21 protein-coding genes and 1 other annotated feature are annotated in these 24,085 nt (G+C 53.6%); of the genes, 4 read left to right on the top strand and 17 right to left on the bottom strand.

Translation table 11 applies throughout. The features are described from left to right. Window positions 1-104 precede the first annotated feature (104 nt). Entirely contained in the window at window positions 105-437 is a 333-nt protein-coding gene (locus tag Pmgp_RS02365) for an STAS domain-containing protein (RefSeq protein ID WP_134212361.1), read from the top strand. Between the two features lie 162 nt (window positions 438-599). On the opposite strand, the gene Pmgp_RS02370 is transcribed toward Pmgp_RS02365, so the two are convergent. From Pmgp_RS02370 to ilvE, 16 genes are all read right to left on the bottom strand, one after another. After that, window positions 600-1,232: a transposase gene (locus Pmgp_RS02370; protein WP_345789118.1), complete on the bottom strand. Its 633-nt coding sequence runs from the start codon at window positions 1,230-1,232 to the stop codon at window positions 600-602. A 6-nt stretch (window positions 1,233-1,238) separates the two neighbouring features. Next, window positions 1,239-3,068 carry a glutamine--fructose-6-phosphate transaminase (isomerizing) gene (glmS, locus tag Pmgp_RS02375; protein ID WP_134212363.1) on the bottom strand — a complete coding sequence of 610 codons (1,830 nt, stop codon included), beginning with the start codon at window positions 3,066-3,068 and terminating at the stop codon, window positions 1,239-1,241. 678 nt (window positions 3,069-3,746) lie between these two features. Continuing rightward, window positions 3,747-5,084, bottom strand: a complete 1,338-nt coding sequence (gene glmM, locus Pmgp_RS02380) for a phosphoglucosamine mutase (RefSeq protein WP_134212364.1) — start codon at window positions 5,082-5,084, stop codon at window positions 3,747-3,749. 77 nt (window positions 5,085-5,161) lie between these two features. Further along, on the bottom strand, window positions 5,162-6,115 hold the full coding sequence (locus Pmgp_RS02385) for a CdaR family protein (RefSeq protein WP_134212365.1): 954 nt from the start codon (window positions 6,113-6,115) through the stop codon (window positions 5,162-5,164). Window position 6,116: 1 nt separating this feature from the next. Continuing rightward, window positions 6,117-6,953 carry a diadenylate cyclase CdaA gene (cdaA, locus tag Pmgp_RS02390; protein ID WP_134212366.1) on the bottom strand — a complete coding sequence of 279 codons (837 nt, stop codon included), beginning with the start codon at window positions 6,951-6,953 and terminating at the stop codon, window positions 6,117-6,119. Window positions 6,954-7,087: 134 nt separating this feature from the next. Next, on the bottom strand, window positions 7,088-7,576 hold the full coding sequence (locus Pmgp_RS02395; protein WP_192902742.1) for a GNAT family N-acetyltransferase: 489 nt from the start codon (window positions 7,574-7,576) through the stop codon (window positions 7,088-7,090). 30 nt (window positions 7,577-7,606) lie between these two features. Next, a complete protein-coding gene (cimA, locus tag Pmgp_RS02400) occupies window positions 7,607-9,202 on the bottom strand; it encodes a citramalate synthase (protein ID WP_134212367.1) in 1,596 nt (531 codons plus the stop codon). Between the two features lie 13 nt (window positions 9,203-9,215). Next, window positions 9,216-10,313 (bottom strand): 3-isopropylmalate dehydrogenase, encoded by a 1,098-nt coding sequence (gene leuB, locus Pmgp_RS02405; protein WP_134212368.1) that lies wholly within the window; start codon window positions 10,311-10,313, stop codon window positions 9,216-9,218. 230 nt (window positions 10,314-10,543) lie between these two features. Then, window positions 10,544-11,050 carry a 3-isopropylmalate dehydratase small subunit gene (leuD, locus tag Pmgp_RS02410; protein WP_134212369.1) on the bottom strand — a complete coding sequence of 169 codons (507 nt, stop codon included), beginning with the start codon at window positions 11,048-11,050 and terminating at the stop codon, window positions 10,544-10,546. Between the two features lies 1 nt (window position 11,051). Then, complete coding sequence (gene leuC, locus Pmgp_RS02415) at window positions 11,052-12,314, bottom strand: 3-isopropylmalate dehydratase large subunit (RefSeq protein WP_134212370.1); 1,263 nt, start codon at window positions 12,312-12,314, stop codon at window positions 11,052-11,054. Between the two features lie 275 nt (window positions 12,315-12,589). Beyond that, window positions 12,590-14,134, bottom strand: coding sequence for a 2-isopropylmalate synthase (locus Pmgp_RS02420; RefSeq protein ID WP_134212371.1), 1,545 nt, complete (start codon window positions 14,132-14,134; stop codon window positions 12,590-12,592). A 23-nt stretch (window positions 14,135-14,157) separates the two neighbouring features. Then, window positions 14,158-15,819: a biosynthetic-type acetolactate synthase large subunit gene (gene ilvB, locus Pmgp_RS02425; protein ID WP_134212372.1), complete on the bottom strand. Its 1,662-nt coding sequence runs from the start codon at window positions 15,817-15,819 to the stop codon at window positions 14,158-14,160. Window positions 15,820-16,113: 294 nt separating this feature from the next. After that, the gene (ilvC, locus tag Pmgp_RS02430; protein ID WP_134212373.1) at window positions 16,114-17,106 is read right to left on the bottom strand and encodes a ketol-acid reductoisomerase; all 993 of its coding nucleotides are present in this window, start codon (window positions 17,104-17,106) and stop codon (window positions 16,114-16,116) included. Further along, a complete protein-coding gene (gene ilvN, locus Pmgp_RS02435; protein WP_134212374.1) occupies window positions 17,106-17,627 on the bottom strand; it encodes an acetolactate synthase small subunit in 522 nt (173 codons plus the stop codon). Before ilvN ends, ilvC begins: the two co-directional genes overlap by 1 nt. Before the next feature lie 340 nt (window positions 17,628-17,967). Then, window positions 17,968-19,638 (bottom strand): biosynthetic-type acetolactate synthase large subunit, encoded by a 1,671-nt coding sequence (ilvB, locus tag Pmgp_RS02440; RefSeq protein WP_134212375.1) that lies wholly within the window; start codon window positions 19,636-19,638, stop codon window positions 17,968-17,970. A gap of 135 nt (window positions 19,639-19,773) precedes the next feature. Beyond that, complete coding sequence (gene ilvE / locus Pmgp_RS02445) at window positions 19,774-20,667, bottom strand: branched-chain-amino-acid transaminase (RefSeq protein ID WP_205077916.1); 894 nt, start codon at window positions 20,665-20,667, stop codon at window positions 19,774-19,776. 101 nt (window positions 20,668-20,768) lie between these two features. Beyond that, window positions 20,769-21,019, bottom strand: a binding site (T-box leader). 216 nt (window positions 21,020-21,235) lie between these two features. Between ilvE and Pmgp_RS02450 the strand changes: the two genes are divergently transcribed. The 3 genes from Pmgp_RS02450 (at window position 21,236) to Pmgp_RS02465 (ending at window position 23,352) form a co-directional block, all read left to right on the top strand. Further along, complete coding sequence (locus Pmgp_RS02450) at window positions 21,236-21,550, top strand: hypothetical protein (protein ID WP_134212377.1); 315 nt, start codon at window positions 21,236-21,238, stop codon at window positions 21,548-21,550. 21 nt (window positions 21,551-21,571) lie between these two features. Continuing rightward, window positions 21,572-22,498, top strand: a complete 927-nt coding sequence (locus tag Pmgp_RS02455; RefSeq protein WP_134212378.1) for a hypothetical protein — start codon at window positions 21,572-21,574, stop codon at window positions 22,496-22,498. Between the two features lie 254 nt (window positions 22,499-22,752). Continuing rightward, window positions 22,753-23,352 carry a peroxiredoxin gene (locus tag Pmgp_RS02465; RefSeq protein WP_205077917.1) on the top strand — a complete coding sequence of 200 codons (600 nt, stop codon included), beginning with the start codon at window positions 22,753-22,755 and terminating at the stop codon, window positions 23,350-23,352. Between the two features lie 25 nt (window positions 23,353-23,377). On the opposite strand, the gene prpE is transcribed toward Pmgp_RS02465, so the two are convergent. After that, window positions 23,378-24,022, bottom strand: a complete 645-nt coding sequence (gene prpE / locus Pmgp_RS02470) for a bis(5'-nucleosyl)-tetraphosphatase PrpE (RefSeq protein ID WP_134212381.1) — start codon at window positions 24,020-24,022, stop codon at window positions 23,378-23,380. Between the last annotated feature and the right edge of the window lie 63 nt (window positions 24,023-24,085).

Genomic DNA, 24,085 nt, shown 5'->3' on the forward strand with positions numbered 1-24,085 from the left:
CCAAGATATCATATTTGCGTCAGGTACTCAATAAGTTAATAAATTCATAAGTTAGGTACCAGGCGCCTAATAAACTGAACAAAATTTTCGCAGGGGGAATCACTATGAAAATCCAGGAAAGCAAGAGCGGGTCTGTTATTATTCTGGAGCTTAACGGGAGGCTTGATGCGAGCACTTCAGGTATATTGGAGAAAAAGTTGATGGATTCCCTGGACGGAGGGGAAAAGTTTTTCATCCTGGATTTTAACCAGTTGGATTACATCAGCAGCGCGGGTTTAAGGGTGCTCCTCATGGCCGCGAAGAAAACCAACGGCATCGGTGGCAAAGTGGCGCTGTCATGCCTCAAAGAGCACGTCAAAGAGGTCTTCGACATTGCCGGTTTTACCGCCATCTTCCCGATCTGTTTCACTCAGGAAGACGCCGCCAAGTTGTTCTAATAAGGGGGAAGCAAGGGGACGTTCTTTTTGCTTCAACAAAGCCATTGTACGAATAAATTCGTACCTGCGGTTTGAGACGTGAGAAAAAAGGAAAGATTTTTGTCCGGTTTTTATCCGGACAAAATTTTGCTCTATAAATACTGCTATATTGCTCTACATGAGTTATGCAGTTATAGGTAAATGACACCAATTCCACAACCACAAAAATGGATGTGGAGGCCAAAATTTTTCGATGAACCTTGAAAACCGATCGCCAGTTGTGTCAAAATAGACTTGGATTTGTTGTTCGTAACAGCAAATCCGGTGACTGGCGTTGAATAAGTACCTGACCATTTCGCGGTGGGATAGGGCTTCTTCGGCGCCTTCTTTATTGCATTCCCATCTTGCGTAGCATAATAGCGTTCCTACAGTAAAAAGTAGTTCCATGTGCGCAAAATGTGCTTCTTCCGACCACGAATGGCAGTTTGTAAGTCCCAGTTCCTGTTTAATCGTGCGATAAAACACTTCAATTCGCCAGCGTTTGACATAAACAGCTGCAACTTCTTCCGGCACATCATGCCGGTTGCTGATCAACAAATAGGCATCCTGGTAAGTGGCACTTTCATCTTCCTCTTGAATAATACCATCCACATTAACCGGCTCTTTCCGGTACGTGGATGCAACAGCTGCAATTGGAACATACCGCCAGCGTCTCATGGGCTGACCTCTCCGGTTTGTGGTGTCATAGGGAAGTTTGATGTAGATATCGGGAATGCTGATCAGACCGCCTTTACCCAGAGCTGTTGTATTACAGATACCCCTCTATTCCACAGTAACGGATTTTGCGAGGTTGCGTGGCTTATCCACGTCGCACCCTCTCGCCACTGCAGTATGGTAGGCCAGCAGCTGCAGCGGAATCACGGTCAGAATCGGCGCCAATATCGAGTGGGTTTGCGGGATGTAGATGGTCTTGTCGGCCACCTTTTCCACTTCCCTGTGCCCTTCCATGGCCAGGGCCAGTACAGAGGCGCCACGGGCGTTGACTTCCTGGATATTGCTGACCGTCTTGTCGAAAAGGTCCTGCTGGGTGGCCAGGGCCACCACCGGCACGTTATCCTCGATCAGGGCCAGGGTGCCGTGCTTCAGCTCACCGGCGGCGTAGGCCTCAGCATGAATGTAGGAGATTTCTTTCAGCTTTAAAGAGCCCTCCATAGCAACGGCATAGTCCAGGCCGCGGCCCAGGTAAAACAGGTCTTTGCAGGTTGATATTTCTTTGGCGAAATCCTTGATTTCAACTGCGTCGTCCACAATTGTCTGGGCCTTGGCGGCCAGGTTCTTCATTTCCTGGAGGATTTCTTTTATTTCCTCAGCCGGCAGCGTGCCGCGGACGGCGGCCAGGTGCATGGCTAAAAGGTACATGGACGCCAGCTGGGTGGTATAAGCCTTGGTTGAAGCCACGGCAATCTCGGGGCCGGCCCAGGTGTAAATCACGTCGTCGGCCTCACGGGAAACCGAGCTGCCCACCACGTTGGTCACGGCCACGATGCGCGCTCCCTGCCTTTTGGCTTCCCGGAGGGCGGCCAGGGTGTCGGCGGTTTCGCCGGACTGGCTGATAATAATCACCAGCGTGCCCGGCTCGATAATCGGCTGGCGGTAGCGGAACTCTGAGGCAATGTCCACCTCTACCGGCAGCCGCACCAGCTTTTCAATGACGTATTTGCCCACGAACCCGGCGTGATAAGCGGTGCCGCAGGCGGTGATAAAGATCTTTTTCAAACCTCTGATTTCTTCCGGGGTAATTTTCACCTCATCCAGGGTCACTTCAGAGCTATCGTGCGAGATCCGGCCGCTCAGGGTGTCCCGCAGGGCTTTGGGCTGCTCGTAAATCTCTTTCAGCATGAAGTGATCGTAGCCGCCCTTTTCGGCCTGCCCGGCTTCCCAGTTCACTTCCAGCACGTTCTTTTTAATTCTGTTGCGGGAGAGGTCCATAACCTCGACCTGGTCGTTTTCCAGCACCGCTACCTCGCCGTCGTTGAGGATGTAAGTCATCCGGGTGTGTTTGAGTAAGGCCGGGATATCCGAGGCCAGGAAGTATTCTCCCTCACCAAGACCCACCACCAGCGGGCTGTCCTGCCGGACGGCAACCAGTTTGTTAGGTTCGTGAGAGGAAACCACTGCCATGGCAAATGAACCCTCCAGTTTGGCAACGGCTTTCAGCACCGCGTCCACCAGGTCCCCCTCATAAAACTGCTCGATCAGGTGGGGTAGCACCTCAGTGTCGGTCTGAGATTTGAAAACATGGCCCTGTGACTGAAGCCATTCTTTTAAACTGAGATAATTTTCAATGATCCCGTTGTGCACCACGGCAAACTTGCCGGTGCAATCAGTGTGGGGGTGGGCGTTTTCATCAGACGGCCTGCCGTGGGTGGCCCAGCGGGTGTGCCCGATGCCGACATTGGCGCTGTAGTTGTGGCCGTTCAGATTTTCTCTAAGGTTGCCCAGCTTCCCTTCCTTTTTCAATACCTCGATGTTGTCGTCGCCGGGTACGGCCACGCCGGCGGAGTCGTAGCCCCGGTATTCCAGTTTCTCCAACCCGTCAATCAGAATGGAAACAGCTTCTTTGGGACCGATATATCCTACAATACCGCACATTTATTTGCTCCTCCTTGTTGTTGACTAAGTGAATGTGCTCTGAAAAGAATCTGCTTTGTTTGTTTATCTTATCGCAATAATTTGCTCTTTCTTTAAGAGAGATTAAAACGATAGGTTGTGCGACTGAAGTCGCAACTACGGATTCGGTCGTCGGCGTCAAACACCGGACGCCGGTATATTCTGGATTCCTTTTGTGTGAATAAAATCACTACATAGAAATAAAAAAGCCGGGCTCTTTTAAGCACGGCAAAAAAGCTACTTTTTAAGGGCACGCCAAAATGACAATACTTGCCCTGTATTGGTAACACCGTCGCTGGCCGCTGGCAATTTTGTCCCACCGGTTGCCCGGTGGTTTTGTAATACCGTTGACGGTCCGGCCGGACCGGGGGGCACCCGCCGAAAAATTCGATTAACCCCCTCCTCGTCAACCCCAATTCGGTCGTCAGATGTCGGATGTCGGACGTTAGAGACTGAATAAGGATTCTGGCGCTTGTATTTAGTTGTCGGGCAGGATTCCAACGATAGATTGTGCGACTGAAGCCGCACCTGCAAATCCGGTCGTCAGTCGCCGGATGTCAGAATTATTTTCCGGTTACCACCTCCTTAAAGATAAAAAGCCGGGAACTATCAACCTATTAAATATATTATGCCGGCTTTCTAAAATATGTCAACTTACTGTTACTTTATTTCTGATATGGTATTCGCCAGCCTGCGGGCTATTTCCTTCAGCTGGTCCAAATTTCTTCCTTCCACCATCACCCGCACCAGGGGCTCCGTGCCGGAAGGCCGCACCAGAATGCGACCGCTACCGCCCATCGCCTTTTCTTCTTCTTTAATCGCGCTGGCCAGGACGGGGCTGCTCATCACCAGGTTTTTATCCTGTACCCGCACATTCTCCAGCAGCTGAGGAAACCGCTCCATCTGTGCGGCCAGTTGATCCAGCGGCAGACCCTCTTCTTTTACCACAGACAGCAGTTGCAGGGCGGTCAGGATGCCGTCGCCGGTGGTGTTGTGGTCCAGGAAAATGATGTGCCCGGACTGTTCTCCGCCAAACCTGGCTCCCGTGCGCAGGAGTTCTTCCAGCACATAGCGGTCACCAACTTTAGTTTCCACAACATTGATATCTGATTCCCGCATGGCCAGGTGCAGTCCCAGGTTGCTCATTACCGTCACTACAACCGTATTTTTTGCCAGTAAGTCTTTCTTTTTCAAATTGCGCGCGCAGATGACCATAATTTGGTCGCCGTCCACCAGCCTGCCGGCACTGTCAACAGCGAGCACCCGGTCGGCGTCGCCATCATGGGCCAGGCCCAAATCAGCGCCCGATGACACCACGGCTTCCATCAGCGCCTCAGGGTTGGTGGAACCACACCCGCGGTTGATGTTCAACCCGTCAGGATTACTGAAAACCGGTATCACTTCCGCGCCAAGTTCCCTGTAGATGCGCGGGGCAACAGCGGAGGCCGCGCCGTTGGCACAATCAACCACAATTTTAAGCCCTTTCAAATCCGTGTTGATGGAACTGCAGGCATATTTCGCATACCGGTCGGGAGCGTCACGCACCATGTACACTCGCCCTACTTCCCCGCCTGTGGGGCTGGACACCCCGGCGCATTCATCCAGGACCAGTGCCTCGATTTCTGCTTCGATTTGGTCGGACAGCTTGTAGCCGCTGGCGCTGAAAAATTTGATACCGTTGTCTTCCACCGGGTTGTGGGAAGCGGAGATCACCACTCCGGCGGCCGCGGTAAGTTTCCGGGTTAAGTAAGCAATAACTGGAGTCGGCATGATCCCGACTTTAAAAACATTTACGCCTGCTGAACAGATTCCGGCGATCAGAGCCGCCTCCAACATGTCGCCGGAAATCCTCGTATCCCTTCCCAATACTACCCAGTTATTGGAGGATTCGCGGGTGAGGATATGCGCTCCCGCCCGGCCGAGTTTATAGGCCAATTCGGGAGACAGGTCGCGGTTGGCAACCCCTCGCACACCGTCAGTTCCAAACAAAACAGCCATCAAAAATAGTCCCCTTCCAACGAAAAAATACACCTAATTATAACTTTGCGGCAAACTGTTGTCAAATTCCCTGAAAATCAGGTTTTGGGCTTGGTGGTGTCGCTGTCGCCGGACGGTGTGGCGGCAGAGTCACTCTTGACCACTTCCACAGTAACCTTAACCCGCCCGGGCTGGGCGCTGACCCCCTGCGGGACAGTCAGTCCCACTTCTTTAGTGATGTTCTTGTCGGCCCCCTGTATATCCACAGGCTCGGTCTTAATGCTGGTAATGGCGCTGAGCGCCTCAGCCGCGCCGGACAGCTGGACTGTCGCAGGCTCAGCGCTCTGGCGTTTCACAGCATAGCCCGCCGCCGGGCTGCCGCTTACCTGGGGCGCAACCGGGACGGTTTTGTTGGCCACAGCGCTGACGATCGGGATCGTAACATGCACTACAGCGGGATTTATGGTAACGTTGGCACTGCCCACGTTCACCTGGATGGTCTGGTCAACATCCTTTGCCGCGGCCTGGATGTCAACCAGCGCGGTGGCCTGGCTGATGCTGTTTATGTCGCGGGAAGGCCCCCTGGCCACAACAATGTTGGGCTGGTAGACCGGGGCCAGGGCGGTAAAGCCCTCGGCCGGCGTTCCCCTGAGACTTACAGCCACGGTAATCTGCTTTTCAACGATCCTGTCGACAGACAGGTTCACCTGGTCGGGAATAACCTGGGCCACCCGCAGCCCCGTGGGAGTGCTCACCTGGACGGGCACGGAAAAGTCACCGGTCTTCCCCTCGGGAATGTTCACCACGGCCTTGAAATCCACTGGAGAGAGATTCGTCAGCTGGTTGCGGTTGCCCTGGACCCTCACCTTGACGGTCTCAGGCATACCTCCAGTGATGATCAGGTTCTGGGAGAGACCGGTTTCCTCCAAATTTATGGTCAGGACTTTTTCCCTGAGCGGGTTCTGCTCATTGCTGACATAAAGCCACAGGGCAAAGGCCAGCAGCAGGGAAAGCAGCCTGAGTGAATTGTTGCGCAAGTCAAAACGAGCCAAGCTACTCCCTCCCGTAGCGGAATAAGGACCGCGAGCCGGACTGTTGGCCTCTTAAAAGCTCAGTAAGCTTTTTCTGCAATCCAGCCTCGTCCAGATACCTGCTTAAGATACCCTCAACAGAGACGGACATGGCGCCTGTTTCCTCGGAAACAATCACAGCCACAGCGTCGGAATGCTCGGTGATGCCTATACCGGCCCGGTGCCTTGTGCCCAGGGCGCTGGAAAGGTGAGGGTTTTCACTCAGCGGCAGGAAACAGGCCGCCGCGGCCACCCTGTCTCTCCGGATAATCACAGCCCCGTCGTGGAGCGGTGTCTTCTGCACGAAAATATTAATCAGGAATTCGGCTGAAACAATACCGTCAATTTTAACACCGGTGTCGATATACTCCTCCAGGCCGGTTTGCCGCTCTAAAACGATCAGCGCCCCCATCTTGTTTTTCGACAGGACAGTCACTGACCGGGTGATTTCCGCGATAACTTTAGTCTCGTCGACTTCCCCCTGAATCAGGACGTTGTGGCCTAAAAACCTGCCGCGCCCCAGCTTTTCCAGCGCCCTTCTCAGCTCAGGCTGAAACACCACCGGCAGCGCCACGACCAGCGCGGTCATGGCCTTGCCCAGCAGCCAGTTGATGGTGTACAGGTTGAAAAAACTGGCGATCGCGGTAACCAGCAGCAGGACCGCGACTCCTTTGAGCAGTTGAACCGCCCGGGTGCCCTTGATCATGATCATAATCCTGTACATGACAAAAGCTACCAGCAGGATGTCGATCACGCTGCTCAAATTAAATTTCAGCACAGCTTTCAGATAGTCCAGGCTTGGCAGCCAGAACTGCTCCAAGGGGGAAACCTCCTTTATCCTTAAACAGCAATATTATGTCACTATATATGGAAAAAACCCGCAGTGCCCTATTTCGGTAGCGGGGAAGCTGTTTCCTGCAGGAGAAGTTTAATTTTTCTGGGTGTTTTAACCGGTTAGACAGTTTTTTGTTCAGCGAGGACTACAGAGGTCTCAATCTGGCGGTCGGAGATCACCCAGTAAGTCCTGAGCAGCCGGTCCTTCTCTGCCTGAGAAACCAGGCGGAAGCCGTGTTTTTCATAAAAGCGGATGGCCCAGACAGCGTCCGCCCAGGTGCCGATCAGGACCGGGCGGTCAGTTTTGGTGCGCAGGAAGGACAGCAGTTTGCCGCCGATACCCTGGTTGCGCATGATTGTGCGCACATACGCGTGCCTGATCAGGGTAACATCTTTGACATTTTGCATACCCATCACGCCAACCAGTTCGCCATTGTCTTCGTAGCCCCAAAAGACTACTCCATCGTCGATCTCATGCCGCAGCTCATCTTCAGACATGTAAGGCTCATGAAAGCAGTCCTCGGGGATAACCCCCTGGTAAGCGCTGGCGGCGTCATTGATAATGGTATACATTCGTGTAAAATCGCTGCTGCCGCATTTACGGATCACCAGCGCGTCACCCCCGGCATGTTAATGTGTTTATTCTTCTTTATCATCTTTTTTCTGTTCTAGATTATCTCCTTTAAGCAGCCCGTAAGCGAGGCTGTCGGCCAGCGCCTGCCAGCTGGCCTCGATAATATTCTCGGAAACTCCCACCGTACCCCAGGAACTATGGCCGTCGCCGGTCTCGATATGCACCCGCACCATGGCGCCCGTACCGTCCTTTTCGTCGAGCACACGCACCTTGTAGTCAGTAAGTCGCATGGACCGGATACACGGGTAAAAGCTTTCCAGGGCCTTGCGCAGGGCGTTGTCCAGGGCGTTCACCGGACCGTTGCCTTCGGCGGCGGTGTGCACCACTCTATCGCCGACTCTCATCTTGATAATAGCTTCGGAATAGGCCGTCCCGTCCTGTTTCACATCGATCATCAGGCGCAGCGCCTCCAGGGTAAAGGGCTCAATGTAGCCATTGTAGGCCTTTTTCAGAAGCAGCTCAAAAGAACCCTCGGCGCCCTCGAACTGGTAGCCCTGGTTTTCCAGGTTTTTTATTTCTTCCAGGACACGCTTGCCCTCGGGGCTTTGCTTATCGACCTGGAGGTTTAACTCTTTATATTTATACAACATGTTTGACATGCCGGACAGCTCCGATACCAGCACCCTGCGCCGGTTGCCCACCAGTTCCGGGGGCAGGTGCTCGTAAGACCTGTAATCTTTCAGGAGAGCGCTGACATGCACCCCTCCCTTATGGGTAAAGGCGCTCATGCCCACATACGGCTGGCGGGTGTCGGGATGCACGTTGGCTACCTCGCTGACAAAACGGGAAAGCTCGGTGAGATGGGCTAAATTCTCCCGCGGAATGGTCTCCAGGCCGCACTTGAAGGTCAGGTTCGGAATAATGGAACAGAGGTTGGCGTTGCCGCACCTTTCACCATAGCCGTTGACAGTGCCGTGCACCTGCACCGCCCCGGCCTGCACCGCCACGAGTGAGTTGGCCACAGCCAGGTCCCCGTCATTGTGGGCGTGAATGCCCAACGGTAAGCTGAGCCGCCCGGCGGCCAGTTCCACAAACTCTTTTATCTCCAGGGGGAGGCTGCCCCCATTGGTGTCGCATAGAATAATTGTTGAAGCGCCGCCCTCCTGCGCCGCCTCAATAGTTTTCAGGGCGTATGCCAGGTTGGCCTTGCACCCGTCGAAGAAGTGCTCGGCATCGTAAAAAACCTCCAGCCCTTTACTCTTTAAAAAGGCCACCGTATCCCTGATCATGGCCAGGTTGCCTTCAAGGGTGGTGCCCAGGGCCTCGCGCACATGAAAATCCCAGGACTTGCCGAAGATGGTCGCCACCTGGACGCCGGAATCAAGAATGGCCAGGATGCTCGGGTCGTTTTCAGCGGCCAGGGAAGCCTTGCGGGTAGAGCCGAAAGCCGCCAGCTTCGCGTTTTTCAGGCTGTGGCTCCGGATTAAGCTGAAAAAATCAAGGTCCTTGGGGTTGGAACCGGGCCAGCCGCCCTCAATATAATGAAAGCCTATTTTGTCCAGACTCAAGGCTATTTTAATCTTGTCTTCACAGGAAAAGGAGATCCCTTCCGCTTGTGAACCGTCACGGAGGGTTGTATCGTAAATTTGCACTGATGACATATGCCTGCACCTCTTAGCTGATGTGGAAGTGGGCACTTCTCATTTCTATTTGTGCTATGATTTGGTCGGCCATTTGGGTTGTGTTGACTAGCGGCATGCCCGGCTGGGCGATGTCGGCGGTGCGATAGCCCTGGTTAAGCGTCTCAGCGACCGCTTTCTCAATACAGTCCGCCTCTTCTGACAGCTGCAGGGAGAACCGCAGCAGCATGGCGCCGGACAGGATGGAAGCAATGGGATTGGCCTGCCGCGTCCCGGTAATATCCGGCGCCGATCCGTGGATCGGCTCGTAAAGTCCTGTATTGCCGCCCAGGCTGGCGGATGCCAGCATGCCCAGGGAACCTGACAGCACTGAGGACTGGTCGCTCAGGATATCGCCGAACATGTTTTCCATAACCATGACGTCAAACTGTTTCGGGTTTTTAACCAACTGCATGGCGCAGTTGTCGACATACATGTGTTCCAGGCTCACATCAGGGTAATCGCGGCTGACGCCGGTCACTACTTCCCGCCAGTAGCGGGAGCTTTCAAGAACGTTGGCTTTATCAACAGAAGTCAGCTTACCGCGGCGCTGCCGGGCCAGGTTGAAGGCCACACGGGCGATCCGCTCGATCTCGGAGGTGGTGTATTCCAGCGTGTCAACCACACGGGTACCGCCGTCAGGCAGCGGCTCCCTGTATTTTTTCCCGAAGTACAGCCCACCGGTCAGCTCACGCACAATAACCAGGTCCACCCCGGACACAACCTCCGGTTTGAGGGTGGAAGCGCCCGCCAGGGCCGGGAATACTCTTACCGGCCTCAGGTTGGCATACAAGCCCAATTCCTTGCGCAGGGCCAGGATCCCACCGACTTCGGGACGCAGGTTGACCGGCAGGTGGTCCCAGCGCGGCCCCCCTACCGCTCCAAACAGGATAGCGTCACTGTCGCGGCACAGGGCCAGGGTTTTTTCAGGCAGCGGGGAACCCGTTTCATCATAAGCGGCTCCGCCAACCAGTCCGGAGGTAAAATAGAAGTCCCGGTTAAACCGGCGCGCCACGGCTTCCAGTACTCTGACAGCCTGGGCGCTTATTTCCGGGCCGATCCCGTCACCCGGCAAAACAGCAATTTTGTACATTTCCAGACCTTCCTTATATTTAGTCGTGGGCCGTGAGACGTGGGACGTGGGTATATCCTGCATTCCACCCGGGTCATTAATATTGTAGGTCCGGATTTATCCGGATAATTGTTCAAATGAATTCGAACCTACAATTTTAATCGGTCGTTAGACGTCAGGCGTAGGTACTTACATTCCTTCGGAGTCTTTTAACCCATAAGACACTATCCTTCAGTCCCACTTCCCAATTCTCACTTCTCACTTCTCACGTCCAATTTATTTGCGACATAGTTGATCAGACCGCCGGCGGCGATGATCTGCTGCATAAATGGAGGTACCGGGGCAAACCGGTAGGTTTTCCCGGTAGTTAGGTTATTGATAACGCCACTGTCGACATCCACCAGCACCTCATCCCCTTCGTGGATATCTTCGGCCGCCTCGGGGGACTCAAAGATAGGCAGGCCGATGTTGAAGGCGTTGCGGTAAAAAATCCGGGCAAAGGTCCTGGCGATTACACAGGAAACGCCGGCTGCTTTAATTGCGATGGGAGCGTGCTCCCTGGAACTGCCGCAGCCAAAGTTTTTGCCGGCCACGAAAATATCGCCGGCCCTAAAACCGGCGGGAAAGGCCGGATCGGCGTCTTCCATACAGTGCCTGGCCAGTTCCTCCGGGTCGGAGGTGTTAAGGTAACGGGCCGGTATTATAGCGTCAGTGTCCACATCTGAACCGTATTTCCACACTCTTCCTTTAATTTCCATACTATAACACCTCCCATGGTCCGGCAATCCGGCCCAGTATGGCTGAAGCGGCAGCCACCGCCGGGTTGGACAGGTAAACCTCGCTCTCCGTGTGTCCCATCCGGCCCACGAAGTTGCGGTTGGTGGTAGCGATGCAGCGCTCGCCCTTGGCCAGGATGCCCATATGCCCGCCCAGGCAGGGCCCGCAGGTGGGAGTGCTCACAGCGGCGCCGGCCTTGACCAGGATTTCAATTAATCCCTCACGCAAGGCCTGGAGGTAGATCTCCTGGGTGCCGGGGAGAACAATCAAGCGCACATTTTTGTGGACCTGCCTGCCCTTTAAAATATTCGCCGCTTCTCTCAAGTCTTCCATCCGCCCGTTGGTGCACGAGCCGATTACCGACTGGTCGATTTCCACGTGCCCCGCCTCCCTGACCGGCCTGCTGTTCTCCGGCAGGTGGGGAAAGGCTACCTGGGGCTCAATCTGTGAAGCGTCATAACGGTAAACCCTGGCGTACCGCGCGTCCGGATCGCTCTTGTAAAACTTATACGGGCGCTTGCAGCGGCCTTCTACATAGGCGCGGGTAATCTCATCGGGAGCGATAATGCCGTTTTTGCCGCCGGCCTCTATAGCCATGTTGCACATGGAAAAACGGCCGTCCATGGACAGTTTCTCAATAGCCGGGCCGGCGAATTCCATAGCCTGGTACAGCGCCCCGTCCACTCCAATATCACCGATGATGTGCAGGATCAAATCCTTGCCGCCCACCCAGGGCTGCAGTTCCCCGTCAAATATGAATTTGATCGACTCCGGCACCTTAAGCCAGGTTTCACCCAGAGCCATGGCCGCCGCCAGGTCGGTGCTGCCGACGCCGGTGGAGAAAGCCCCGAGCGCGCCGTAGGTGCAGGTGTGCGAGTCGGCGCCGATAACCAGGTCGCCGGGTCCTACCAGTCCCTGCTCGGGCAGCAGGCAGTGCTCTATACCTGAGACACCCACTTCGAAGTAGTTAACCAAATTGTGTTCCCTGGCAAATTCCCGCAGTTGTTTGGACTGCTCGGCAGATTTAATATCCTTGTTGGGAACAAAATGGTCCGGCACCAGTGCTACCCGCTCCCGGTCAAAAACACCGGGGGCGCCTATTTTTTCGAACTCTTTGATAGCCACAGGCGCGGTGATATCGTTGCCCAGCACCAGGTCTACCCTGGCGTTAATCAACTCGCCGGGCTCCACCTTTTCCCTGCCGGCGTGCGCCGCAAGAATTTTTTCCGTGATGGTCATCGGCATCTTAGCTCAACTCCTAATTTCCTGTCTTGTGTGGATAAATCCGCACCTAATATTTGTAAAGTTGAGACACGGGACTAAAAAACACCCTTATGGGTTAAAGACCACAGGAATATAAGCATAACACCTGTGTCTAACGTCTGACTACACAAATTGTAGGTTCGAATTCATTCGAACAATCGTCTGGATAAATCCGTACCTGCAATATTAGACCCCGGTGGAATGCAGGATATACCCACGTCCCACGTCTCACGGCCCATATCCCAATATCCCACGTCTCACTTCTCACTTCCCACTTCTCTTTCTGTGTGCATTGAGTCCCAGATAAGTTTGTTGACTGCGTTGATATAGGCTTTGGCGCTCGCTTCCAGAATATCGGTGCTGATGCCTCTGCCGGTAAATACTTTGCAACCGTCGGTGGTGACCTTCAGGTTAACATCCCCGAGAGCGTCCTTGCCGGAGGTGACGGCATTGATTCCCCAGCTGATCATGGTGCAGTTGATCCCGGTGATCTTATCCACCGCTTTGCAGATGGCGTCCACGGGCCCGTTGCCGCAGGCCGCCTCCTCAGAAAGCTGCCCGTCCCGCCTTAAACCCACAGTGGCGGTCGGCACTACCGCGGTACCACTGGAGATATGCAGATAATCCAGCGCAAAGGCATGCGGCAGGCGGCTCATTTCTTCCTCAATAATCGCCTCTATATCCTCACTGGTTATATTCATTTTTTTATCTGACAGCTTTTTAAAGCTGTTAAAAGCGCTGTTCAGCTCTTCCTTGGAAAGGACATAGCCCAGGCTTTCCAGGCGCTGGCGAAAAGCGTGCCGCCCGGAATGCTTGCCCAGCACCAGGTTGCTCTTGCTGATCCCGATCATAGCCGGGTTCATGATCTCATAGGTGGTGCGGTCTTTCAGCATCCCGTCCTGGTGAATACCAGCCTCGTGAGCGAAAGCGTTGTCTCCCACTATGGCTTTGTTGGCCTGGACTTTCATCCCCGTCAGGGCGCTCACCAGCCTGCTGGTCCTGTATATTTCCTCCGTATGGGCTCTGGTGAAAACTCCGAACTGGTCCTTGCGGGTGTGCAGGGCCATAATCACTTCCTCAACGGCAGCGTTGCCGGCCCGCTCCCCAATGCCGTTAATCGCGCCCTCCACCTGGCGGGCGCCGTTCAACACCGCGGCCAGCGAGTTGGCCACGGCCATGCCGAGATCGTTATGGCAGTGCACGCTTACAACTGCTTTTTCAATCCCCGGAACCTTGTGGCAAATATCATTAATCAGCCTGCCCCACTCCAGGGGAATGGAGTAGCCGACAGTATCAGGTATATTGACAACGGTGGCCCCGGCTTCTATGGCCGCGGCAAGCACCTGGCATAAAAAATCGAAGTCTGACCTGGAAGCGTCTTCGGCTGAAAACTCCACGTCGCTGGTATAAGCTTTAGCGTGCTTTACCGCCGCCACAGCCGCTTCCAGCACCTGCTCCCTGGTCATGCACAGCTTGTGTTTAAGGTGAATGTCAGAAGTAGCGATAAAAGTATGAATCCTGGCCTGCTCGGCGCCGCGCAATGCTTCCCAGGCCCGGTCGATGTCAAGAAAGTTGGCCCTGGAAAGGCCGGCCACTGTTACTCCCTTTACCTCACGGGCAATAGCGCGTACCGACTCAAAATCCCCCGGTGAGGAGATTGGAAAACCGGCCTCGATAATGTCAACTCCCAATCTGGCCAGCTGTTTGGCAATTTGGACCTTTTCGGGCACATTCAGGCTCACACCGGGCGACTGCTCCCCGTCTCTCAGGGTGGTGTCAAAGATGTAAACTCGCTGGCTCATAAATCCTCCCATCCTTCCAGAACTCAATCAACAGCCTCGTTAATATTGGCGCCGTCCAAAACCATCGGCAGCACGTTTTCTTCAGGGTCGACCATACAATTCACAAGTACCGGCTTTGGTGAGGCCAGTACCTCAGGCAGCAGTTTTTCAAGCTGCTGTGCCGTTTCCACTGTATAGCCCTCCATACCGTAGAGACGTCCGAGCTCAGCAAAATCCAGGTTGAATTGAAAGTCTACGGCGACGTGCCTTTTCTGGCAGTAAAAGTCCTGAAGCTGACGGACCATACCCAGCCGCTGGTTGTTTAAGACAAATATTTTAAGCGGCAGCTTCTGCTCAGCCGCGGTGCCCAATTCCTGCATGGTCATTTGAATGCCCCCGTCGCCTATTACCGTTATAACCGTCCTGTCCGGCGCTCCCAACTTGGCGCCGACAGCCGCGGGCAGGCAGAAGCCCATAGCCCCCAGGCCGCCTGAAGATAAAAAGCAGCGGGGTTCTTTAAAACGCATGTACTGGGCCGCCCACATCTGGTGCTGGCCGACATCTGTCACCACAATAGCCCTGTCATCTTTATATTCGTTAAGCTTTTCCACCACGAACTGCGGCTTAAGACAGCCGTTCCGGTCGTAGTGCAGAGGGAATTCCTCTTTCAGCTGCCGGATCCTGGCCAGCCACGGAGCGTTCTCTTTCTTTTCCAGCTGTGGCAATAGCGCGCCCAGGACATTTTTGACGTCGCCCACTATGGGCAGTTGAATCCGCACGTTTTTGCCGATCTCGGCAGGATCAATATCTATGTGTATTATTTTTGCGGTAGGCGCGAAGCCGCTGATCTTGGAAACAACCCTGTCGTCAAAACGGGCGCCGACGGCTATCAGGCAGTCGCATTCCGTAACCGCCTGGTTGGCGTACTTGGTGCCGTGCAGCCCCAGCATGCCCAGGAAAAGCGGGTGATCGCCGGGGAAACAGCCCAGGCCCATCAGGGTATGGGTCACCGGGGCGTTGATCTTTTCCGCCAACTGCAGCAGTTCCGGCGAAGCGTTGGCGATACGGATTCCTCCACCCGCGTAAATAACGGGCCGTTCGGATTCCATGATGATCCTGCCGGCCTGCTGCACCATGGAGGGATGCCCCTTAAAAGTTGGCTTGTATCCTGGCAAAACTACCGTCTTGGGATATTTGAATTTGATTTTTTCCATGGCCACATCCTTGGGCAGGTCGATTAAGACAGGTCCGGGACGGCCGGTGGAGGCAAGGTGAAACGCTTTTTTTACTATTACAGGCAGCTGGTTGGGGTCTTTTACCAGGAAGTTGTGCTTGGTGATCGGTATTGTAATACCGGTGATATCAACTTCCTGAAAAGCGTCTGTACCCACCATCCCGGTTGACACCTGGCCTGTTATTACCACCATCGGGACCGAGTCCATATAAGCGTTGGCAATACCTGTAATCAGGTTGGTGGCGCCCGGTCCCGACGTGGCCAGGCAGACCCCGACCTTCCCGGTCACCCGGGCATAGCCGTCCGCGGCATGGGCGGCGCCTTGTTCATGCCGCACCAAAATGTGCTTGATGGTGGTCTTGTTCAGGGCATCATATACAGGCAGGATCGCCCCGCCCGGATACCCGAAAACAAGTTCAACGTTTTCCTGCTCTAAACAACGGATCAGGGCTTCCGCAACAGTGATCTCCAAAGCAAATTCCCCCAATATTAGTCGTGGGCCGTGAGACGTGGGAAGTGGGTACCCAGGTATTCCTCACAGGAAAAACCATAGAACTTTCCTGGTATAGATTAGTTGGCGCATTAACTGTGGGTTCGGATTTATCCGAACACTCCAGTGGGGACATTCCTCGGCCATAAAGTAATACCCAAATTGAGGTGTGTCCCCCGACCTTAGCCGACTAAAGTCGCACCTACGGTTAATGCCCCACTCCCACGTTAAATTCTCACGTCCTACGTCTCATTTCTCACGTCCCATTTCCCACGTCTATTTTTTGAGCCAGGGCATCATTTTGCGCAGTTCGGCTCCCACTTTTTCAATTAAAGTTTCTTTTTCACGTTTGGCAATGGCGTTGTATACCGGGCGGCCGGCCTGGTTTTCCAGGATCCAGTTCTTGGCGAACTCGCCGTTTTGGATCTCGGTCAGGATCTTTTTCATTTCCTTGCGGGTCTCCTGGGTAATAATCCGCGGCCCTGATATGTAGTCGCCGTATTCAGCCGTATTGCTGATGGAGTCGCGCATCGTGCTGAGACCGCCCTCATTGACCAGGTCGATGATCAGCTTCATCTCGTGGAGACACTCAAAATAAGCTATTTCAGGAGCGTAGCCCGCTTCCACCAGGGTTTCAAAGCCGGCTTTGATCAGCTCGGTAACGCCGCCGCACAGCACGGCCTGTTCCCCGAAGAGGTCGGTTTCGGTTTCTTCCTTGAAAGTTGTTTCAAAAACGCCGGCCCTGGTGCCGCCGATACCTTTGGCATAGGCCAGGCCTATTTCTTTAGTTTTGCCTGAGTAATCCTGATAAACCGCGACCAGGCAGGGAACTCCCTTGCCTTCCACAAACATCCGCCGCAGCATATGGCCCGGGCTTTTCGGCGCTACCATAAAGACGTCTATATTAGCCGGCGGCACAATCTGGCCGAAGTGGATGTTAAACCCGTGTGAAAACATCAGGGCGTTTCCTTCTTTAAGATACGGCTCGATCTCAGCTTTGTAGATTCCGGCCTGGAGTTCGTCAGGGACGAGGATCTGGATAATATCCCCGGCTTCTGCCGCCTCGGGCACAGTTAGCACTTTAAGCCCGTCAGACTCGGCCTTTTCCCAGTCGGGCAGGTCCCTGCGCAGTCCTACCACCACATTAATACCGCTGTCCACGAGGTTCTGCGCTTGGGCGTGGCCCTGACTGCCGTAACCGATGATGGCCACGGTTTTCCCTTTTAATAAACCCAGGTCCGCGTCTTGATCATAGTACACTTTGAACATTAACTTTCATCCTCCTCTTTATGAACGTTATTTTTAGAACTGGCTTTAAACCCCCGCAGCATGGCAATTTTGCCTGTCCGGACCAGTTCTTTAATGCCGAAAGGTCGCAGTGATTCCTCAAAAGCACTGATTTTACCGTCGTTGCCGGTGACCTCGATAGTAAGTGACTTGGGACCCACATCAACTATGCGGGCGCGGAATATATCCACCAGCTGCATGATTTCAGCACGCTTGTTGGAGTCGGCGCTGACCTTGATCAGGACCAGTTCCCGGTCCACATAGGCGTCTCTGGTAATATCGCTGATCCTTATAACGTCGACCAGTTTATGAAGCTGCTTGTTCACCTGTTCGAGGTACCTGTCGTCGCCCTCCACCACAATGGTCATCGCGGATACAGCCGGATTGTCTGTCCTGCCTACCGCCAGGCTGTCGATGTTGAAACCCCGCCTGCTGAAAAGGCCGGCTACCCGCGCAAGCACCCCAGGATTATTTTCTACCAATACCGCCAGGGTATGCCTCATTCTTTCCCCTCCTGTTTGAGAAGTGAGCCGTGAGTCGTGGGACGTGAGAAAAAATGATACCCTTGACCCATTACTCGCTGAAAAGTGTTGTCCGTATTCATTCGGACAGAATTACATACAAATAATAACCATTGGTTTGCGCTAGTGAATTCGCACCTGCGTCTGAAGTCTAACAACCGGCGATTAAATCTGTAGGTTCGAATTCATTCGAACAATGTCCGGATAAATCCGGACCTACAATATTAATGACCCTGGTGGAATGCAGGATATACCCACTTCCCACATCTCACGACCCATATCCCAATGTCCCATTTCCCATTTCCCATTTCCCATTTCTCAATTATCCTAACATCTTGTTCAGTGACTCTCCTGGAGGCACTATGGGCAGGACGTTGTCTTCGCGGTCTATGATGAAGTCGATCATCACCGGCTTATTGGACCGGATGGCCTGCTCCAGCACCGGGGTTACTTCTGATTTCTTGGTCACCCTGTATCCCTCGGCGCCGTACGCTTCGGCCAGCTTGACAAAGTCCGGGTTCTGCAGCTCGCTCTGGGAATACCTCCGGTTGTAGAACATTTCCTGCCACTGCCTGACCAGCCCCAGATAACCGTTGTCCAAAATCGCCACATTCACTGGAAGCTCATAATTAACCGCGGTGCAAAGCTCCTGGATGTTCATTTGAATACTGCCGTCGCCGGCGATATTGAATACCGTTTCACCGGGGCAGCCTACCTGTACGCCCAAAGCCGCGGGCAGTCCGAATCCCATCGTCCCCAGGCCGCCGGAAGTAATAAATGAACGGGGCTTGGTAAAGCTGTAATACTGGGCGGTCCACATCTGGTGCTGGCCCACCTCAGTGGCAATCCTGGCCTGGCCATTGGTGAGGTAGTAAATCTCCCGGATGATCGACTGCGGCTTTAATGAATCTCCGTTCTCCCGGTATTCCAGAGGATATTCTTTCTTCCAGGCCTGGATTTTTTCCTGCCAGGCGGCGCCCAACCGCGGTTGAAGCACTTCCAGCAGTTGCCTCAGGACTCTTTTGACATCTCCTACAATAGGAATGTCCACTCTTACATTCTTCCCAATTTCCGCGGGGTCAATGTCTATATGAATCACCTTGGCCCCCGGGGCAAAGGTTTCCAGCTTACCGGTTACACGATTGTCAAAGCGGGCCCCCACCGCTATCAAAAGGTCGCATTCACAAACGGCGAAGTTGGCGTATTTGGTCCCGTGCATTCCCAGCATGCCGAGCGAAAGGGGGTGGTTGCCGGGAAAACCGCCGAGACCCAGCAAGGTGCTGGTAACAGGAGCCAGCAGCATCTCCGCCAGGCGGACCAGCTCTTCCTGCGCGCCTGATATAACCACACCGCCCCCGGAGTAAATCAACGGCCGCTCCGATTTTGCTATAGCCCTGGCCGCCTCCATGATCAGGGAATGGTCACCGTCCAGCAGTGGCTTGTAACCGGGCAAATCAGGCTGCCCCGGCCTTCTGTAAGGCACTTTTTCCAATGATACATCGCTCGGCATATCGATCAGCACCGGTCCAGGCCTGCCCGTGGTGGCGATATGGAAAGCGTCTTTAACGGTTTGTGCCAGTTCAGCCGGGTCTTTAACAAGATAATTATGCTTGACAATGGGCATGGTAATGCCTGTGATGTCAGCTTCCTGAAAGGAGTCTTTGCCAAGCGAGGAACGGGTGACCTGGCCGGTAATAGCCACCAGGGGCACCGAGTCCATGTAAGCGTTCGCTATGCCGGTAACAAGGTTGGTTGCGCCGGGTCCGGAAGTCGCCAAACAAACGCCGGGTTTTCCCGTGGCGCGGGCGTAGCCGTCCGCCGCGTGCGCCGCCCCCTGTTCGTGGCGTGCCAGGATGTGCCGGATGCCGGAATCGTAAAGGGCGTCGTAGATTGGCAGGGCTTGGCCGCCGGGGTAACCGAAAATTGTGTCAACACCCTCAGCCTCTATACTTTTCAGCAAAATTTCCGCCCCTGATAATTTAACCGCACTCATTTCTGTCATTCCTTCCTGAATACTGACTTTTGCCAACTGTTTTTTTGCCTCATTAAATTATGATCTTATTTACTAAAAAATAATGGCCGGTGCACGGCCGGCCAGCTCGCCCGTTTTAAGTTAAACAAGGTAATTCTATTGTTTTGAGGCTCCCTCCGCAGGGGAAATAAGGGGTCCGTCGACCTTGGTAAGTTCACGGAAAGCCGCTATAAGTTCCCAGGTTAGCTTGCCGGGCTTACCGTCGGCAATCAGACGGCCGTCTACATTAACACAGGGTATAATTTCGGCGGCGGTGCCGGTAAAGAAGACTTCATCGGCAGTGTAAACGTCAAACATGGTGAACAGTTTCTCTTCTACGGGGATACCCTTCTCGCGGGCCAGGTCAAGCACCGCGTTGCGGGTAATCCCCTCCAGAATGCCCACATAGGACGGCGGGGTAATCAAGACACCCTTTCTCACAATGAAGATATTGTCTCCGGTAGCTTCCGCCACATAACCTTCGTCATTAAGCATAATGGCCTCCGGCATTCCGGCCAGGTTGGCTTCAAGCTTGGCGTAAATGTTGTTCAGATAGTTAAGCGACTTAACCCGGGGTATGCAGGCAGTGGGAATATTTCTCCGGGTAGACGCGGTAATGACCGATAATCCCTTTTCATATAACTCGTCCGGGTAAAGCACAATAGAAGCGGCAATACAGAAAATGAAAGCCTTGGGGCACTTGCGCGGGTCAAGGCCCAGGTCGCCCACTCCCCGGGTAACCACCAGGCGGATATATGCGTCGCGCAGGTTGTTGCGCCGCAGGGTTTCCAGAACAATTTCCTGCATTTCTTCCTTGTTGACAGGTATTTGCAAATCTATGGCCCTCGCCCCTTCATAAAGGCGGTCCAGGTGCTCGCCCAGTTTAAAGACCCTGCCGTGGTAGGCCCGTATGCCTTCGAAGACACCGTCTCCGTATAAAAGGCCGTGGTCAAAAACTGACACAACCGCTTGTTCCCTGGGAACAAATTCTCCGTTAAGGTAAATAATCATGAGCACACCTCTCCCTAATAATGTAAGTTATAAGACCTTTCCTACAATTTTAAATATTTTCACAAAATAAAACAACCCCTCACCCGGCAGTTGTATGAACTGCCAGGGACGAGAGGTTGTAAACCTGCCGCGGTACCACCCTGTTTGCTCCCGGTCAACCGGAAGCCTCTTAAAATGTGCTGTTTTCCAGCACGACATTGTAACGGACGCCCAATCCGGCACGGCTTACTAAAAATTTCTTCAGCCTGCAGCTCCGGGGTGATGTCGGGCCCGCTAAAAGCGCCGGTTCTCAGCTACCCCGGCTCTCTGAAGCTTTCAATACGCTGTCCCTGGTCCCCTTCACAGCCTTTTTTATCAATAACTTGTTATCCAGTATACAAAAAACCCCATTAAGTGTCAAGAAATATTTAATTCTTTATCAATTCTTTAGCAATTTTGTTTGTTTATGATTATTTATTAAACCGGAATTGCTACCTCCGAAAAATAGTGGATAAAAAGGAAACAGTAACCACAGTAATTCTTTTTTCATATGATGTAGAAAACCAAAAAAAACAGGAGGACTACAGATATGGATGCTAAAACAGAAGCAATGGCCAGCAACCAGATGAGTCATATGTGTGCTATGAATCCCCAGATGCTGCTTGACATGTACGTGCAGTCTGAGCAGTGTGAGGCGCCTCTTTACGCCCAGCTCGCCCAGATGGCGCCCACGCCCTGCCTGCGGCAGATGATCGCGCAGATGGCCATGGAGGAGCCGGGCCATACCGCCAGGCTGGCTGCGCTGGCGGCAGCTTACGGCCTGGGTGCGTCCGCGCCCATGACGCACGGTGGCCAGATTGGCATGGCCCCTCAATTCTTCTCTGTGGAAGAAAAGAAAGAATGATTTATAAAGGAGGTTTTTGGTGTGTCAGCTTGGTGTAATACCTTAAGACAAATTATCAACATAGAATTATGCCAGATCCATCATCTGGCTCAGCTGGCCATGCTTGCGCCGAATGAAGTGGCCAGGAAAATGGTGCTGGACCTGATCAGCGAGGAGCTGGCAGAGGCCAAGTTCTGGAGCACTGTGCATTGCAGCACGTGTGATACATGCGAACCAGGTATGCAGGTAGCCCCGGCAGCCGGATACATGCCTGGCATGCCATGTCCCGGCGCCGGTGAAGGTCTCGTCCCCGGCATGGGTGTCGGTGTAGGAGCAGGCGCCGGTGTAATCATTGGTCCAGGTATGGGCATCGGAGTCGGCGTTGGCGCCGGCGCCGGTGTGGTCGTAGAACCAGGCATGGGCATGGGGCCGGGTGTTGGTATTGGCCCCGGCATTGGTATGGGGCCGTGTGTCGGTGTTGGCCCCGGCATGGGTGTTGGAGTTGGCGTTGGCGCGGCCGTTGGCTTCATGCCGGGTATGCCCTGTCAGGGCATGCCTTGCCCGGTTATGCCTTGTCCCGGCCTGCCCTGCCCTGAAATGCCCGAAATGCCCTGCCCCCTTCCCACAGTCTGCCCCACTGTCAGTCCCAGTATAAGCCCCGCCCCCGGTATAGGCGTTGGTCCCGCCATAGGCACCAGCCCGGGCTTAACCTTCGGTTCCGGCGTTCTTGAGGGTCCCGGCATAGTAGCGCCAGGTTTCGGCGCGCCCCCTGAGATTGCCGCCGGCCCTGGTGTCGGTATGGGGCCCGGCGGTATCTTTGGACCGGGCACGAGCTTCGGACCAAACAAGCCCAGCTTCGGCTCCGGCACTCCTATTTTTAATCCCAGCGCGAAAACAGGTCATGGAACATGTCACGGTCAAAGCGTAAAGGATGATTCCTGCCCCGAGGATAAAAAGGAAGGGAAATAAAAACTCTATAACCAATAACGTTCTGCCTGCCTACAAATTGTAGGTGCGAATTCATTCGCACAATGTCACAATAACCACATAAATTCGGCGCTAACGCGCCTTGTTCGATTGAAATCGAACCTACACTCACTGCTCCTTTTGGGGGGGCAGTTTTTTTGTCTCACCTTGTCTCATTTTTGAGAAAGACACAGAGACAAATCACCGAAAACCCCTCGATCCCATATAATGGATATAAAACTTAAGGGGTAAATTCCATGTCTAAAGTCCTATCGCCTACCTGCTTCGTGCACGAGCCAATTGTTTTGGATGTGCCGGCAGCTGATTTCACCGCCGAAGCTTATTACAGAGGAGAAAGAATCAAGGTTAAACTTTCTGACTTCCGTAATATCTGGGTAGTATTATTTTTTTATGCCTCCGACTTTACCTTTGTCTGACCTACGGAACTGGCGGCCGTGGCTGACCGTTATGACCAGTTTAGAAGGCTAGGCGCTGAAGTTCTGGCAATCAGTACGGACAGCGTATATGCACACAAGATTTTCGCACAAATTTCACCTTCAGCGAGAAAGGTTCAATATCCTTTACTGTCAGACCCAACCCATGAGATTTCAAAATGCTACGGGGCTTATAATCCGGAAACCGGCTTTGCGACCAGGACCACTCTAATTATTTCTCCCAATGGATTGATCAAATTTTTTGCCAAGTACCCAGGCCCTGTTGGCCGCAACATTGACGAAATAATACGCGTACTGCAGGCTCTGCAGTTCACCGAGGCGTCCGGTTTGGGCGCGCCGGCAGGTTGGGAACCCGGGCAGCCTGGTATTAAACGCAGCTGGGACATGGTGGGTAAAATATAAAATCTGCCAGCTTCAATTCGCCGGTTTAAATCATTAACTCTGAGGGCAGCTGATTTAAGCCGTTTTTTTCACCTGCCGCCGTGGGGGCTTTCCCCGCAAAGCCGGCCCTCTCGTAGTAAGCGGCAAAAGACGGGACCTGCACAATCTCAAGTTCAGGGTAGCGCAGGGCTGTGAGTTTTCCACCCATTACACAGCCCTGGTCAATGTCTATGGTATTATTTACGAATGCAGCCTCAGGGACAGGAGTGTGCCCGTACACGACCAGCGCATCGCCGCTGTACTCCCGTGCCCAGTCCCTCCTTATTGGAAGGCCTTCATCGGATAATTCTCCCGTAGCGTCCCCGAAAAAGCAGAAATTCCTGATCCTCTCATTTAACCTGCCGATCATATTTTCCTTGATCCCACCGTGCGCCGCCACCAGCCTGCCCCGGTCAAGGATCAGGTACGGCGGCGCATCCCGGTAGAGATTCATAAATTCTTCCCTGAAGTATTCCCTTTCATCCTCCTTGAGCGCTTTGATTTCAGCCACGGTCTTTTCCAGGCCGTTGGCTATTTTTATATTCCGCCCTTCCAGATAGCGAAAAAGCTTGCGGCAGTGGTTGCCGGTGACGTAGAGGGCGTTGCCGGAGTCCACCATTTGCTTTACCAGCCAGAAACTGTTTAGCCTCAATGCTCACTATTTATGCCGCAGATTACAAGGGCCTTATTCTTATGTTTTATTAAATTTCTTTTT

Origin of the sequence: Pelotomaculum propionicicum (assembly GCF_004369225.1) — a bacterium.
Taxonomy (GTDB): Bacteria; Bacillota; Desulfotomaculia; order Desulfotomaculales; family Pelotomaculaceae; genus Pelotomaculum_B; species Pelotomaculum_B propionicicum.